Consider the following 14,883-nt stretch of genomic DNA (forward strand, 5'->3'; position numbering starts at 1 on the left):
CTTACTTTCGCGCTTGTTCGATCGCCTCGACGATCGCGGCCGGGCTGGCGGGCAGGCGGGTCAGCGTGACGCCGAGGGGCGCCAGGGCGTCGTTGATCGCGTTGATCACGGCGGGCGTCGAACCGATCGCGCCGCCCTCGCCGACACCCTTGTATCCGCCCACGCCCGGTCCCGGAATCTCCACGTGTCCGTACTCGATCGCGGGCACCTCGGTGGCCGTCGGCAACAGGTAGTCGACGAACGTACTCGACAGCGGGTTTCCGTCGTCGTCGTATGCCATGTCCTCCAGCAGCGCCCCGCCGATGCCCTGCACGGTGCCGCCGGCGATCTGGCCCTCGACGACGTTGGGGTTGATCATCGGCCCGACGTCCTCGCTGACGATGTATCGGGTCAGCGTGACGCGGCCGGTCTCGATGTCGACCTCACACGTGCACGCGTGGGTGGCGTTCGCCCAGTGGATCGGCGCTTGCGAGGTGAACCGCGCGGTCGCCTCCAACGAGGCCGATACACCGGGCGGCAGCTGTTGCGGCTCGTAGTACGCGCGGTAGGCCAGATCGGCGAAACTGACGCTCTTGTCGGGGTTTTCGCGCACGCGAACCCGTGAGTCGGCCAGTTCCAGCTCGGACTCCTCGACCTCCAGGCGCGGTGCCGCCATCGCGAGGATCTGTTTGCGCAGCATCGCGCCGGCCTCGGCGACGGCGCCCGCGGTCATCGGACCGCTGCGGCTGCCCTGCGTGCCCGCGCCGTACGGGGTGACCGCGGTGTCGCCCTGGATCGTCGAGACGTCCTCGATGTCGGCGCCCAGGGCGTCGGCGGTCAACTGCACGACCGTGGTCTCGAGGCTGTTGCCGGTCGAACCGCCGTTGACGTAGACGTTGACCTTGCCGGTCGGCTCCATCCGGATCGTTGCGCCTTCGGTGGCGAGGTGACCCGTTGCGGCGCCCGTCGGTTCGATGTAGGCCGAGAATCCCAGTCCGAGGTAACGACCCTCGGCCAGCGCGTCGGCCTGCTCCTTGCGGAAGCCTTCGTGGTCGAGGATCTTGACGGCCTGTTCGAAGGTGTCGGCGGGCGCGACGTGGTCGTAGGGCATGCCGTTGGGGTTGAAGTACGGCATCTCGTCGCCGCGCAGGATGTTGCGTCGACGCAACTCGACCGGGTCCATGTCCATCTTGCGCGCTGCGATGTCGAAAAGCACTTCGCGCGCGAGGGTTTCGTACTGCCACGGCCCGCGGTAGGCGGCCAGTCCGGCGGTGTTGGAGAACACCGTCTTGTAGTTGAAGCTGGCCTTGGGCACCCGGTACGGGCCGGGGAAGAACATGCCGACCGCGGCGGTGGTCAGCACCGGGTACGGGGTCGGATAGGCGCCGATGTCGTAGGTGAAGTCGATGTCGACCGCGAGGATGTTGCCCTCGTCGTCGAAAGCCGCCCGGGCGGTGCCGTCGACGTGGCGGGCCTGTCCGGCCGACATCAGGTTCTCGCGGCGGTCCTCGATCCACTTCAGGGCTGAAGGCACTTTGCGCGCCGCCAGCATGATGCACATGTCCTCGCGCATCGGCACGACCTTCTGGCCGAACCCGCCGCCGGTGTCGCGCATGATGACCCGGACGTTGTGCGCCGGGATTCCGAGCAGCCGGGCGCAGAACGCCCGCAACTCGTGGGGTGTCTGCGTCGACGCCCACATCGTCAGTTCCTCTGTCGCGGGCGTCCATTCGACGACCATGCCGCGGCATTCGATCGGCACCGGCGCGTGGATCTGCTGATAGACGTTCGCCGAGGCAACGTGTGCGGCGTTGGTGAAGGTCTCCTCGTCGGGCGGCGCGCCGCCCATGCCGCCCGCGACGTTGTCGGGATAGGCGTCGTGTACCACCGCAACGCCGGCGTCCGCACCGCCGACGGCCCGGGTGAAGTCGGCGATCGCGGGCAGCGGTTCGTAGTCGACCTCCACCGCGTCGGCGGCATCCTCGGCGAGGTAGCGGCTGTCGGCCACGACCAGGGCGAGTGGGTCCCCGACGAACTTCACCTCGCCCTCGGCCAGCGGCGGCCGCGGGGTGTCCGGCATGTCCTTGCCCGCGACGGCGTGCCAAGCCTCTTTCACGTCGGGATTGAGGTCCTCGGCGGTGAACACGGCGTGCACGCCCGGCATGGCGAGCGCAGCCGACGCGTCGATGCCCTTGATCGTCGCCCTCGCGAACGGGCTGCGCACGAAGCAGGCGTGCAGCATTCCCGGTCGTACGACGTCGTCGACGAAGGTGCCGCGACCGGTGAGCAGCCGGTTGTCCTCGATGCGTGGCACGCGGGCCCCCGCGTAACGGGTCGCGACCTTCTCCGCTGAAGCTGAAGTCACCTCGACGCCTTTCCGATCGGCCTTAAGAGTGACGTTATCGCATTCGAGAACGACATTTCCATGCCCATTGTCTCATTCATCGCGACTCGGCTGGAAGACTGTGGACCGGCTTCGCGGCGCTTAACCGGTTGATCACCCGCACCAGACGCATGCAACCAACCCGTTAAGCCCGTTGTCTCAGCCATCGTGATGGATCCGCCCCGCGGTGTCGCTCAACGGCCTGCCGCCGCCGCCCCACCTGCGGGCGATTATCTCCGCGGCGATCGACACCGCGGTCTCCTCGGGGGTGCGGGCGCCGAGATCGAGCCCGATCGGGCTGGCCAGCCGGCCAAGCTCGGCGTCGGTCAGCCCGACCTCGCGCAGCCGCTGCATCCGGTCGTCGTGGGTGCGACGCGAGCCCATCACCCCGATGTAGCCGACGTCGGGCAGGCGCAGCGCGACCTGCAGCACCGGCACGTCGAACTTCGGGTCGTGGGTGAGCACGCAGATCGCGGTCCGCGAATCGATCGCGCCGTGTTCGGCCTGCTCGGCGAGGTAGCGGTCGGGCCACATCACCACGACCTCCGCGGCGCCCGGGAACCGTGCGGGTGTCGCGAACACCGGTCGCGCGTCGCACACGGTGACGCGGTAGCCCAGCAGCGTCGCCTGCTGCGCCAACGCGCTCGCGAAATCGATCGCCCCGAAGATCAGCATCCGCGGCGGCGGGGCGTGGCTGGCGACGAACACCTCCATCCCCGACTCTTGACGCTGACCGTCGGGGCCGTAGGACAGCACGCCCGTGCGGCCGACCGCGAGCAACCCGCGGGCGTCGTCGATGACCGCGGAGTCCACGCGCGCCGAGCCCAGCGATCCCTCGACGGCTTGCGTCCCGATCACCAGCCGGCGGCCGATCCGCTGCGGATCGGGATGGGCGATCACCGTGGCCAGTGCGGTCGGCCGGTGGGCGGCGATGTCGTCGGCGACGGCCTGCAGTTGCGGGAAGGTGTCGCGTGACACCGGCTCGGCGAAGATGTCGATGACGCCGCCGCACGTGAGTCCCACGGCGAACGCGTCGTCGTCGCTGATGCCGTAGCGCTGCAGTTCGGGGCGCCCCGCCGAGACGACCTCGTTGGCGAGTTCGTAGACCGCGGCCTCGACGCAGCCACCCGACACCGAACCGGCGACCGTGCCGTCGGGGCAGACCACCATGGTCGCGCCCGGTTGGCGTGGCGCGGAGCGGATCGTGCGCACGACGGTGGCCACCCCGGCGGTGCCGCCGGCCCGCCACACGGTCAGCAACTCGTCGAGCACGTCGCGCACGGTCGCAGTGTAAGCCCGCCACGCTGTGCAGGTGCTCAGCGGGAAGCGGTGCGACGGCCCGCGTTGTCGTATCGGAGTGTCCTTGATGACGCGCGGTTATCAGGACGGCCCGCGTGCGAGCATCGTGGTATTGGGTGGGGGCGGCTTGAAGGGCGAGGGCAGATGACAAATCGAGGCAAGTCGGCACTTGTCATGGTGAGTTTGACAGTTATGGCGGTCATTTTCCCTCCGGCCGCCGATGCTCGACCTACCTGCCAGGACACGGGCTCAATGACGACCTGCCAAACCAACGGCAGTGTGTCGATCAAGGCGCGGCCTTCGACAGTGGCGCCCCCCGCCAACCAGCCGATGTTTCCATGGGGAGTACCTAATCGTGTTCGGGCTCCCGGCGGTCGCGGCTAGTGTGACGCTGCACGATGCGGAAAGCCTGGGCGGGTGTGACGGCGGTGGTGCTGGCATGGGCAACGTCCGGCGTGGCCGCCGCGACACCGGACGTGCCGCCGGTTTCCGACGCGGCCCGCGCGGCGGGTCTGGTCGACGTGCGCACCGCGGTCCCCGACGCGGTGATCGACCTCCGGTACGCGACGACGAACAACTTCGTCGGCCAGCAGCTGTATCCCGCCGACGCTCGATGTTTGGTCGACGAGTCGGTGGCGCCGCGCCTTGCCGTGGCGGCTGACGCGCTGCGCCCCGGCGGCGAGGTGCTGGTGTTCTGGGACTGCTACCGGCCGCACGATGTGCAGGTGCGGATGTACGAGGCGGTGCCGGAGCCCGGCTGGGTGGCACGGCCGGGGCCCTACGCCCGCAGCCACGAGGCCGGCCTGTCGGTTGACGTCACATTGGCGCGCGACGGCGCCCTCATCGACATGGGCACCGGGTTCGACGACTTCAATCCGCGGGCGAACGCCTATGCCACCGACGGAGTCAGCGCGGCCGCCCAGGCCAACCGCGCGCGGTTGCGAGACGCGATGGCGGCGGGCGGGCTGACCGTCTACGAGGGGGAGTGGTGGCATTTCGATGCGCCCGGCGCATACGCCCAGCACCCTATTCTCGATGCGCCGGTGAGGTGAGCCGACCCGTGCGTCCTCAGGCCGCCGTCGGGCCGACGGTCATGGCCTGGCAGTAGGCACATAGATTCGGTCCGAGAGTCGGATAGCCACAACCAGCGCAGACCGCGACTACGGTGGTCTCATCGGCATCGGGCATGTGGCATATCTACCCGCTCATATCCAAATCAATCCCAAATCTGGGACACATTTTCCGAAGCTGACGTGCGCCGCCTCAGATGATGGGCGGGTCGCCGGGGCGCAGCAGCCGCAGCCACCGGTAGCCGTACGGTTCCAGGCCCACCTCGAGGCGGCCCTTGTTGTCGAGCTGGTGTTCGGACGGTCCGTCGAGGAGGTCGACGAGCCGGCACTCCGGCGCTTCGTCGAGTTCGATCGTCACGATGCAGGCTTCGGCGCCGAAGTTGTGCAACCCGACCATCGCCCAGCCCGACTCTTCCCGGCAGACGTGCGCCAGCACGGCGGTGTTCGGTTGCTTCAGAATCTCCGGGGTCGACCAGCCGATCTCCGGCTGTGAGCGGTAGGTGTAGATCAGATCGCGCATGAACCACCAGAACGACCGATGGTCGTGGCGCTGGTCTGCGGCGTTGACGCGGTCCGGGCCGTACATCCCGTCGGGTTGCGGGCGGGGCAGCCGGCGTTTGGCCGCGGTGGAGAATCCGCCGTTGACGTCGGCGGTCCACTGCATCGGTGTTCGCACGGCGAATCGCCCTGCGACTTCCAGGTTTTCGGCCATGCCGATCTCTTCGCCGTAGAACAGCACCGGAGTGCCGGGTAACGAGAACATCAGCGAGTAGGCCATGCGCATCCGCCGCTGGTCACCGCCGAGCATGGCGGGCAACCGCCGGCGCAGCCCGCGACCGTAGAGTTGCATGTCCGGATCCGGACCGAAGGCGTCGAAGACTTCTTGGCGCTCTTCGTCGCTCAGCTTGTCGAGGGTGAGCTCGTCGTGGTTGCGGACGAAGTTGGCCCACTGGCTGGTGATGTCGAGTGTCGGGCGCTGTTTCAGCGCTTTGGCGATGGGGCGGGCGTCGCCGCGGGCCAGCGACAGGTAGAGGTTCTGCATCCCGATGAAGTCGAACTGCATGTTGAGCCCGTCCCCGTCGGGGCCGCCGAAGAAGCTCTTCTGGTCCTTGTAGGGGACGTTGACCTCGCCGAGCAGGACGGCGTCGCCGACGCGGCGGGTGATGAAATTGCGTACGTCGCCGAGGTATTCGTACGGGTCGAACACGCCGGGGTCCCCCGGGACACCGTCGCGGGCGAACAGGAACGGCACGGCATCGACCCGGAAACCGGACACCCCCAGTTCGAGCCAGAACCCCAGGACGCGGGAAATCTCTTCCTGCACTTTAGGGTTCGCGATGTTGAGGTCGGGCTGGTGCTTGAGAAAGTGGTGCAGGTACCACTCACCGGTCTTCGGGTCCAACTCCCAGAGACTGTCTTCCTGATCCGGGAAGACGACGTCTTGAGGGCTGGACTTGGGTTCGGTCGCGCTCCACACGTAGTAGTCGCGATACGTGGCGTCGGTACTGCGGCATGCGGACTTGAACCAGGGATGGCGGTCGGAGGTGTGGTTCATGACGAAGTCGACGATCACCCGGATACCGGTCGCCTTGGCGGTGCGCACCAGTTCGACGAAGTCGCCGTGGGTACCGAAACGTGGATCGACACCGAAGAAGTCGGTGATGTCGTAACCGTCGTCGATGCGGCCGGTCGGGTAGAACGGCATGAGCCACAGGCAGTTGACGCCGAGGTCGAAGAGGTACTCGATGCGCTCAGTCATGCCGCGGATGTCGCCGCAGCCGTCGCCGTTCCAGTCGTAGAAGGTTTCGATGTCGGCGCAGTAGAAGACGGCGTTCTTCCACCACAGGTCGCCGGTCTCGATCTTCCTCACGCGCTGACCGCCTCCGAATTCAGCTGCGAGAGCACATGTTCGCCGAACGCGTCGATGAATGCGCTCTGCTGTTGGCCGACGAAATGCAGATAGAGCTCGTCCCAGCCCTGTTCGAGATCTTGGTGCAGCCACTCGGCGTGCCGGCCCAGGTCGCTCGAGACCCGGACGGCTCGCCGGACGTGTTCGGACGAGACCTTTTCGCCGATGACATCGAATGCCTCCACCGTCTCGATGTCCCAGCAGACCGGCGGATCGAAAACGTTGGTGCGCCACTGGTCGTGGGCGATGGCGAGGGCTTCGTCCTCCGAGGGGGCCCAGCTGAGATGGATCTGCAGGCGCGCAGGTCCGCGGCCGCCGGCGTCGCGGTAGGAGTGCAGCACCTGCTCCAGGGCGTCTCGCGACTGGTTGACGGTGACCAGGCCGTCCGCCCAGGCGGCGTGCCGGGCGGCGGTTTCCGGGGTGACGGCCGGACCGATGAGATCGGGAACCTTCTCGGGAAGCGTCCAGAGACGCGCCCGGTTGACGTTGACCAGACCCTCGTGATTGACCTCTTCGCCGCGCAGTAGGCGCCTGATCACGTCGACGCACTCGAGGAGGCGCTGGTCGCGCACCTCCTTGCGTGGCCACTGGTCGCCGGTGATCCGTTCGTTGGATGCCTCGCCTGAGCCGAGCGCCGCCCAGATCCGTCCGGGGAACATCTGCGCGAGCGTTGCAATCGCCTGGGCGATGATCGCCGGGTGGTAACGCTGCCCCGGCGCGTTGACGACGCCGAACGGTAGCTGCGTGGTGGCGAGTGCCGCGCCGAGGAATGCCCACGCGAAACCGGATTCGCCCTGCCGTTCACTCCAGGGGCTGAAGTGGTCCGACGACATGCCGGCGCGAAATCCCGCCTGCTCGGCATGTTGCACGTCACGCAGCAATTGGGCGGGGTTGATCTGCTCGTGAGAACAGTGGAAGCCGATGACCGTCATGGCCTACCGCGTACCCGTTCTTCATGCCTCTTACGTGACCGTCAGGCACTTCGGTAGGTTGCGGTCGTGCCCGAGCTGATGAACCGCCAGATCGTGTTGCGTCGCAGACCCACCGGGTTGGTCCAGCCCGCCGACACCGAGTTGATCACCGTCCCGGCGCCGGAGCCCGCCGAGGGTGAGGCGTTGGTGCGCACTACCTACATCGGCATCGACGCGGCCGCCCGCACCTGGCTCAACGATCAGCCGGGGTACCTGCCTCCGGTGCAACTCGGCGAGGTCATCCGCGCGGCGGGCATCGGTGAGGTGGTCGCCTCGCGTTGCGACGCGTACGCCGTCGGTGACGTCGTGACGACGCTGACCGGATTCCAGGAGTACGTCATCAGCCGCGACGACATCTTCACCACACCCGTCGAAGGCCCCGATGTAGACCAGCTCGCGGTGATGTCGGTGTACGGGCCGACCGGCGCAACCGCCTATTTCGGGATGGTCGGCATCGGCAAGCCGCAGCCGGGCGAGACCGTGGTGGTGTCCGCGGCTGCAGGAGCCACGGGCTCGGTGGCCGGTCAGATCGCCAAGATCGCCGGCGCCCGGGTGGTGGGGATCGCGGGCGGCCCGCAGAAGTGCCGGGCCGTCGTCGACGATTTCGGGTTCGACGCCTGCATCGACTACCGCGCGGACGACCTGCCCGCCGCGCTGAAACAGCACTGCCCGAAGGGCGTCGACGTGTACTTCGACAACGTGGGCGGGCCGATCCTCGATGCGGTGCTCGGCCGGCTGGCCCACAAGGCCAGGGTCGTGTTGTGCGGCGTCATTTCGAGCTACCTGACCGGCGAACATCCAGGTCCGGCCAACTACGTCAACCTGCTGTCGAAGACAGCGCTGATGCAGGGATTCAACGCGCTCGACGAGTGGGGCCGCTTCGAGGAGGCGTTCGGGCCACTGCGCCGGTGGGCGCAGGAGGGCCGATTGGTGCATCGTCAGACGATCTTCGAGGGCATCGAGTCCTGTGTGGACGCGATGAACGGCTTGTTCACCGGTGCCAACATAGGCAAAATGCTGGTCAGGATAAGCCAGCCGAGCGGCGGATGATCTCCGCCGCTAGAACGGTTGATTATCTGGCAAACAATGCGGGTATGACGACCGGCGCGGCGGTCGCCGCAGTTCAGTTGATAGACGAATACAGGTAAGGGAGTGGTCGAATGAGCGCTCGTCGAATCGCTCGAAAGCTTGGTCTGGTCGTGCCCTTCGCGGCGCTCGTCAGTGCACCGGTTCCTCTCGCGGCGGCCCAACCGCCGCCGCCACCGCCCCCCGGCTGTCCCGACGTGCAAGTGGTGTTCGCGCGGGGCACCGGGGAACCCGTCGGTGTCGGCGGGGTCGGGCAGGCATTCGTCGACCAGCTGCGCGCGCAGGCCGCTCCGCGGTCGGTCGACGTCTACGCGGTCAACTACCCCGCGAGCGCGGACTTCGGCGACCGCATCCAGTTCGCACGGACGGTCGTCGACGGGATCCGCGATGCCGGACGGAAAGTCGAGTCGACCGCAGCGGCGTGCCCCGATACGGACATCGTGCTCGGCGGATTCTCCCAGGGCGCTGCGGTGGCCGGTTACGTGACCTCTGCGGAGATTCCTGAGGAGGTACCCGCTGAGTACCGCGAGTTCATCCCCGAGCCGATGTCCGACGAAGTCGGTGACCACGTTGCCGCCGTGGTGCTGTTCGGCCGGCCGTCGGATCGGTTCCTGACCGACGCAGGCGCACCCCCGATCGCGATCGGACCGTCGTATCAAGACAAGACGCTGAGCCTGTGCGCCGAAGGCGACACGATCTGCAACGGCGCTCCGATCGGTCTTCCGAGCTTCGCGCACAACTCGTACCTCATGAACGGGATGGCCACCGAGGGAGCGGCCTACGCGGTGGCGCGCCTCCAGCCGGCTCCACCCGCCCCGGCACCGGCCCCGGCGCCCGAACCAGCGCCGGCACCGTTCGGTGCGCCGGCGCCAGCACTGGGACCAGCCCCGTTCGCGGCACCCGCGCCGCCGGCACCAGCTCCGGCGCCGCCCGCACCACCAGCCCCGGCGCCTGCGCCAGCCGGCTGAGTCGGCGCAGTCGCGGTCTGCCACTCTCGAGTGGTGGACCAAGACGTGTATGACCGGGGCCGCGAAATCCGCACGGCGGTGCTCGGTGCGGCTTATGTGCAGAAGGCCGCAGACGCTGCGGATGACTTCACGGGGCCGTTCCAGGATCTGGTGACCGAGTACTGCTGGGGCGCCGTGTGGGGCCGCGACGGCCTACCCCGCAAGACCCGAAGCATGCTCAACCTTGCGATGCTCGCGGCGCTGAACCGTCCCGATGAGCTACGCACCCACGTCAGGGGCGCTCTCACCAACGGGGTCACGCGCGAGGAGATCCGCGAGGTCTTCCTGCAGGTCGCGGTCTATGCGGGCGTACCCGCAGCGGCGGAGGCCTTCCGCACAGCGCGCACCGCCTTCGACGACGCCGACCACCGGTAGGGGGCGGGGCATGGACATCGGCTTCATCGGCCTCGGCAACATGGGATTTCCGATCGCGACCCGGCTGCGGGCGGCAGGGCACCGCGTGGTGGTGTGCGACAGGCGCATCGAGGTGGTCGACAAGGCAGTCGAAGCCGGCGCCGAAGCGGCGGCATCGGTGCGCGAGGTCGCAGATCGTGTCCCGACGGTCTTGGTCAGCTTGCCGACCCCTGTGGCATCGGAGTCCGTCGCCTCCGACGTCGCGCACGGAAACGTCGTCGAACGCTTCGTCGACTTGTCGACGGTGGGCCGCCGAACGGCGCAACGCAACAGCGTGCTTCTCGCCGAGCGGGGGATCGCCGCGCTCGACAGTCCCGTGAGCGGCGGCGTGCACGGAGCCGAGGCGGGCACGCTCGCGGTCATGGTGTCGGGTCCGCCCGCCCACTTCGAGACCTGCCTGCCGATCTTCGAGACCATCGGTCGGGCGACTTTTGTCGGCGAGGAGCCCGGCGCGGCGCAGACGATGAAGCTGGTGAACAACCTGATCGCGGCGACGACGTTGGCGGTCACCGCCGAGACGATGGTGGCCGGCGTGAAGTCCGGTCTCGATGCCCGGGTGATGCTCGACGTCCTGAACGCCGGGTCGGGCGGCACCCATGCCAGTCGGGACAAATTCCCGCGGGCGGTCCTGTCACGCACGTTCGATTACGGTTTCGCGACCGGGCTGATGGTCAAAGACGTTCGGCTTTACCTCGACGAGGCGAAGGCGCTGGGGCTGTCGACCGAACTTGCCGACGCCGTGGCGCAGGTTTGGGAGTCGACGATGGCGAGCGAAGGGGCCGACTCGGACTTCACCGCGGTGGTGAAGCCGATCGAAGCCGCCGCGGGCGTCGTGGTCGAAGGGTGACCCGTAGTGCTGGCGGTAGAGTGCGGCAAATGAGCACGCCGACATCGCACGCACGCTGGCTGCGTGGGGGCCTTGTCGGCGCGTGCTCCGCCATCCTCACCGCGACCGCGCACACCTTCGCCCAAGGGGAGCTTCCGCGGGGCTCGGCATTGATCGTCGCGATGCTCCTCTGCGCCACCGCGGGCACCGCGGTCGCGCGGCTCACACTCGACGGTCGCCACGCGCGTCTGGTGGGTGCCATCGGCGCGCTGAGCATCGCGCAGGTCCTGGGTCACCTCTCGTTCGTCGTCTCCGGCGGGCACCACCACTCGGCCGCCGCGCTCGGCTTCACACCCGCGATGGTGGCCGCACACCTCGGCGCCGCGCTCGTCCTCGGTGCGGCGATCGCCGCAGTCGAGTACCTCTACGTGGTCTCCGTGTCCGTGCTGCGCTGGCTGCGGATTTTCGCCGCCCTTGCTCTGCGGCCGCGGGTGCGCCGAGTGCCCCGCGTAGCCAAAACCGTTGTCGCCGAGTCCGTGCTGTTCAACTACGGCCTCGGTATGCGCGCTCCGCCGGCGAGGTACGCAACGGCGGCATAGCCCGCCACCTCGATTGAATTCGCCGCGGTCTCGCTGACCCCGGCCGGCTGCATCACTTGTATGACGCAGTCCCTGACTCCTCAGCTGAATTTCCGGCGTGCCGGCGCTCGGCGCGCCGCCGGCTCGAAAGCTTCCGATGCCATGACGACGACTCCCACCCGGAGCACGCCCGCGCGCCGACATCTGCGCGGACTGCGCCCTCTGCTACTTCGATTGCACTTCTACGCCGGCGTTTTCGTCGGCCCGTTCATCCTCATCGCCGCCGTCACCGGCCTGCTGTACGCGGTGATCCCCCAGATCGACAACGCGGTCCACCGCCACGAGGTGACCGTCGACAGCGTCGGCCAGCAACGGCTGCCACTGGCCGAGCAGATCCGCGCCGCACGTGCCGCGCACCCCGAGGGGACGGTCGAAAGCATCCGCCCACCCGCCGCCGCCGATGAGACGACACGCGTCACGCTCGCCGTCGAGGACGTACCGCCCGACTACGCGCGCACCGTCTTCGTCGACCCGTACACCGGTGAGGTTCGCGGCGCGCTGACCACCTACGGCCAGTGGATGCCGCTGCGGGCCTGGTTCGACGAACTGCACCGCAACCTGCACCTCGGCGCGGTGGGCCGCAACTACAGCGAGCTCGCGGCGAGTTGGCTGTGGGTGATCGCGCTGGCGGGGTTGGCGCTGTGGTACCTGCACCGCCGCGACACGAATAAGCTGCGTCGCATCGCCGTGCCCGACCGCGATAAGACAGATCGGCGACGCACGCTGTCCTGGCATGGCGCGGTGGGGGTTTGGCTCATCGTTGCGCTGCTGGGCTTGTCGATCACCGGCATCACCTGGTCGCGGTACGGCGGCGAGACCGTCAACCTTCTCCAAGAGCGGTTGAACACCACCGCGCCGGCGGTCGACACGACGTTGACGCAAGCGGCCGGAAGCGACATCCGGGGCGGGCATCAGCACGGTGGGCCCTCCGCCACGGGTGGCGATGCCGCGCTGCACGGCGCGGACACGGCGCTGCGCACTGCCGTCGACGCGGGTCTGCGCGGACCGATGTGGATGTATCCACCCGCCGAACCCGGCCACGGCTGGCAGGTCGCGGAGAACAAGCGCGACTGGCCGACCCGGCACGACGCGATCACCGTGAACCCCGACACCGGTGCGATCACCGACCGTGTCGACTTCGCCGAGTGGCCGGTTCTGGCCAAGCTCACCGACTGGGCCATCGACGCCCACATGGGCGTCCTGTTCGGCGTCCCGAATCAGATCCTGTTGGCGCTCACCGCGATCGGGCTGATCACGATCGTCGCGCGGGGCTACGTGATGTGGTGGCGACGACGGCCGACGCGCGGAACGGCGTGGGCAGTGGGACGTCCGCCGCTGCGCGGCACCCTTCGCGGCCTGAACCCCGTCGCGGTCACCGCGCTCGCTCTCGGCGCGCTCGCCCTCGGCTGGGCACTGCCGTTGTTCGGGCTCAGCCTCGCGGCATTCATGGTCGTCGACCTCATCGTCGGCGCCGTCAAGAAACGCAGATACGACAGCAGGCAGGAGGCGAAAGCCAGTGTCTGACAAGCGGTATCGCAAAGTTCTGTTGCTCGCGGCCACCGCGACGGTCGTCGTCGCGGGCTGTACGACGCAGGCCCACCACGATGAAGAGCCGATGGCGTCGGCGGTGACCATCGCCGAGCAGTGGGCCAGCTCGGCGGAGACGGGCATGGCGGCGGTGTTCGGTACCTTCACCAACGCCGGGCACCACGACGCCCGGATCGTCAAAGGGACCTCGGATGTGGCCGGTCGAGTCGAAGTTCATGAGGTCGCAGCAGATGCCACCGGCGTCAAGACGATGCGCCCCAAGGAGGGCGGCATGACGATTCCGGCCGACGGCTCACATGCGCTGGTGCCGGGCGGGGACCACCTGATGTTGATGGACCTCGTGCAGCCGCTGGCGCCGGGTTCAGAGGTCACGCTGACCGTCGAGTTCGAGGACGGTTCGACGCTGCCCGTCACCGCGCAGGTGCGTGACTTCGCCGGCGCGGACGAGGATTATCAGCCGTCGACCGGCGGGTCGTCGCCGCACGACGGTCATGGCTGAGCGCTCGACCGGCGGTTCCGTACGGTTCAACCGGCGGCGCCTGCTCGCGGGCAGCGCCGCCGCGGTGGCGGCAGGGGCGACGCTCACGCAGGGCAGCGTCGCGCAGTCCGCGGTCGCACCGCAACCGTTCGACCGGGCCGTCGAACCGTTCCACGGCAAGCATCAGGCCGGCGTGGCGACGCCGCCACAGACGCACGCGCTGTTCGTGGCGCTGGACCTCGCACCGCAACCCCGGCGCAGTCCGCGGGAGACGCTGGCCGCGGTCCTCAAGCTGTGGACCTCGGACGCCGCGCGGTTGACGCAGGGCACGCCCGCACTGGCGGATACCGAACCCGAACTGGCACACCGGCCGGCGCGTCTCACCGTCACGGCGGGCCTCGGGCCGGGTCTGTTCGACCGGATCGGGTTGGCGCACCGGCGTCCGCGGGCTCTGGCCGAACCGCCCGCCTTCACCACCGACCGACTTGACCCGCAGTGGTGTGGCGGTGATCTCCTGCTGCAGATCTGCGCCGACGACCCGGTCACCGTCGCGCACACCGCCCGGGTGCTGCTGAAGAACGTCCGCACCATGACCACTGCGCGCTGGCGGCAGACCGGATTCCGCAACGCGGTCGGAAACGGCGAGGGCGCCAGCATGCGCAACCTCATGGGCCAGATCGACGGGACCGCCAACATCACCGACGCGGCGGGCTTCGACCGGCACGTCTGGGATGCCGGCGACGATCAGCCGTGGTTCGGCGGCGGCACGATCCTGGTGCTGCGCCGGATCCGCGCAGAGATGGACACCTGGGACGAACTCGACCGCAGCAGCAAAGAACTCACGGTCGGGCGTCGACTCGACACCGGCGCCCCGCTGACCGGACAGCGGGAATCCGACGAACCGGATTTCGCCGCGACCGAGAACGGCATCCCGGTGATCCCGCCGAACGCGCACATTGCGTTGGCCCGGCACCGCAACGAGCATGAACAATTCCTCCGCCGCCCCTACAACTTCGACGATCCGCCGCCGGCCGGGCGCACCACCGAATGCGGCCTGGTTTTTGCTGCCTACCAACGCGATCCGGCCGTCCAGTTCACGCCGGTTCAGCAGCGTCTCGCGGCGGCAGATGCGCTGAACGAGTGGATCACCACGATCGGGTCGGCGACGTTCGCGATCCTGCCCGGAGTCGGTACGGGCGGATATCTCGGCCAGACGCTGCTGGTGTAGGCGGTCGCGGTCACGGGCGTCGGCAAGGGTAGGCTGGTCAGCGCAAC

12 protein-coding genes and 1 pseudogene are annotated in these 14,883 nt (G+C 68.4%); 9 read left to right on the forward strand and 4 right to left on the reverse strand.

Annotated elements, in window-relative coordinates; genetic code table 11:
• Nucleotide 1: 1 nt before the first annotated feature.
• Both G6N18_RS19350 and G6N18_RS19355 read right to left on the reverse strand, forming a co-directional pair.
• Entirely contained in the window at nucleotides 2–2,344 is a 2,343-nt protein-coding gene (locus G6N18_RS19350) for a xanthine dehydrogenase family protein molybdopterin-binding subunit (protein ID WP_083006640.1), read from the reverse strand.
• 177 nt (nucleotides 2,345–2,521) lie between these two features.
• On the reverse strand, nucleotides 2,522–3,643 hold the full coding sequence (locus G6N18_RS19355; RefSeq protein WP_083006638.1) for an XdhC family protein: 1,122 nt from the start codon (nucleotides 3,641–3,643) through the stop codon (nucleotides 2,522–2,524).
• A 416-nt stretch (nucleotides 3,644–4,059) separates the two neighbouring features.
• Here G6N18_RS19355 and G6N18_RS19360 point away from each other — a divergent pair, with 416 nt between their 5' ends.
• Complete coding sequence (locus G6N18_RS19360; RefSeq protein ID WP_083006635.1) at nucleotides 4,060–4,713, forward strand: M15 family metallopeptidase; 654 nt, start codon at nucleotides 4,060–4,062, stop codon at nucleotides 4,711–4,713.
• 211 nt (nucleotides 4,714–4,924) lie between these two features.
• On the opposite strand, the gene G6N18_RS19365 is transcribed toward G6N18_RS19360, so the two are convergent.
• Nucleotides 4,925–6,601, reverse strand: coding sequence for an alpha-amylase family protein (locus tag G6N18_RS19365; protein ID WP_083006633.1), 1,677 nt, complete (start codon nucleotides 6,599–6,601; stop codon nucleotides 4,925–4,927).
• The gene (locus G6N18_RS19370) at nucleotides 6,598–7,572 is read right to left on the reverse strand and encodes a TIGR03885 family FMN-dependent LLM class oxidoreductase (protein ID WP_083006631.1); all 975 of its coding nucleotides are present in this window, start codon (nucleotides 7,570–7,572) and stop codon (nucleotides 6,598–6,600) included. The genes G6N18_RS19365 and G6N18_RS19370 overlap by 4 nt, the downstream gene beginning before the upstream one ends.
• A gap of 66 nt (nucleotides 7,573–7,638) precedes the next feature.
• Between G6N18_RS19370 and G6N18_RS19375 the strand changes: the two genes are divergently transcribed.
• From G6N18_RS19375 to G6N18_RS19410, 8 genes and pseudogenes are all read left to right on the forward strand, one after another.
• Nucleotides 7,639–8,661 carry an NADP-dependent oxidoreductase gene (locus G6N18_RS19375; protein WP_067215519.1) on the forward strand — a complete coding sequence of 341 codons (1,023 nt, stop codon included), beginning with the start codon at nucleotides 7,639–7,641 and terminating at the stop codon, nucleotides 8,659–8,661.
• Between the two features lie 110 nt (nucleotides 8,662–8,771).
• Nucleotides 8,772–9,494: pseudogene (locus G6N18_RS19380) on the forward strand (cutinase family protein); the annotation flags it as partial.
• 204 nt (nucleotides 9,495–9,698) lie between these two features.
• A complete protein-coding gene (gene pcaC / locus G6N18_RS19385) occupies nucleotides 9,699–10,079 on the forward strand; it encodes a 4-carboxymuconolactone decarboxylase (protein WP_083006655.1) in 381 nt (126 codons plus the stop codon).
• Nucleotides 10,080–10,089: 10 nt separating this feature from the next.
• Nucleotides 10,090–10,965, forward strand: a complete 876-nt coding sequence (locus G6N18_RS19390) for an NAD(P)-dependent oxidoreductase (protein ID WP_083006626.1) — start codon at nucleotides 10,090–10,092, stop codon at nucleotides 10,963–10,965.
• A gap of 29 nt (nucleotides 10,966–10,994) precedes the next feature.
• On the forward strand, nucleotides 10,995–11,543 hold the full coding sequence (locus tag G6N18_RS19395; RefSeq protein ID WP_083006624.1) for a hypothetical protein: 549 nt from the start codon (nucleotides 10,995–10,997) through the stop codon (nucleotides 11,541–11,543).
• Between the two features lie 141 nt (nucleotides 11,544–11,684).
• Nucleotides 11,685–13,106 (forward strand): PepSY-associated TM helix domain-containing protein, encoded by a 1,422-nt coding sequence (locus G6N18_RS19400; RefSeq protein WP_083006622.1) that lies wholly within the window; start codon nucleotides 11,685–11,687, stop codon nucleotides 13,104–13,106.
• Complete coding sequence (locus G6N18_RS19405) at nucleotides 13,099–13,629, forward strand: copper chaperone PCu(A)C (RefSeq protein ID WP_234806260.1); 531 nt, start codon at nucleotides 13,099–13,101, stop codon at nucleotides 13,627–13,629. Before G6N18_RS19400 ends, G6N18_RS19405 begins: the two co-directional genes overlap by 8 nt.
• Complete coding sequence (locus tag G6N18_RS19410; RefSeq protein ID WP_083006620.1) at nucleotides 13,622–14,836, forward strand: Dyp-type peroxidase; 1,215 nt, start codon at nucleotides 13,622–13,624, stop codon at nucleotides 14,834–14,836. Before G6N18_RS19405 ends, G6N18_RS19410 begins: the two co-directional genes overlap by 8 nt.
• Nucleotides 14,837–14,883 lie beyond the last annotated feature (47 nt).

Origin of the sequence: Mycolicibacterium celeriflavum, from assembly GCF_010731795.1 — a bacterium.
Taxonomy (GTDB): Bacteria; Actinomycetota; Actinomycetes; order Mycobacteriales; family Mycobacteriaceae; genus Mycobacterium; species Mycobacterium celeriflavum.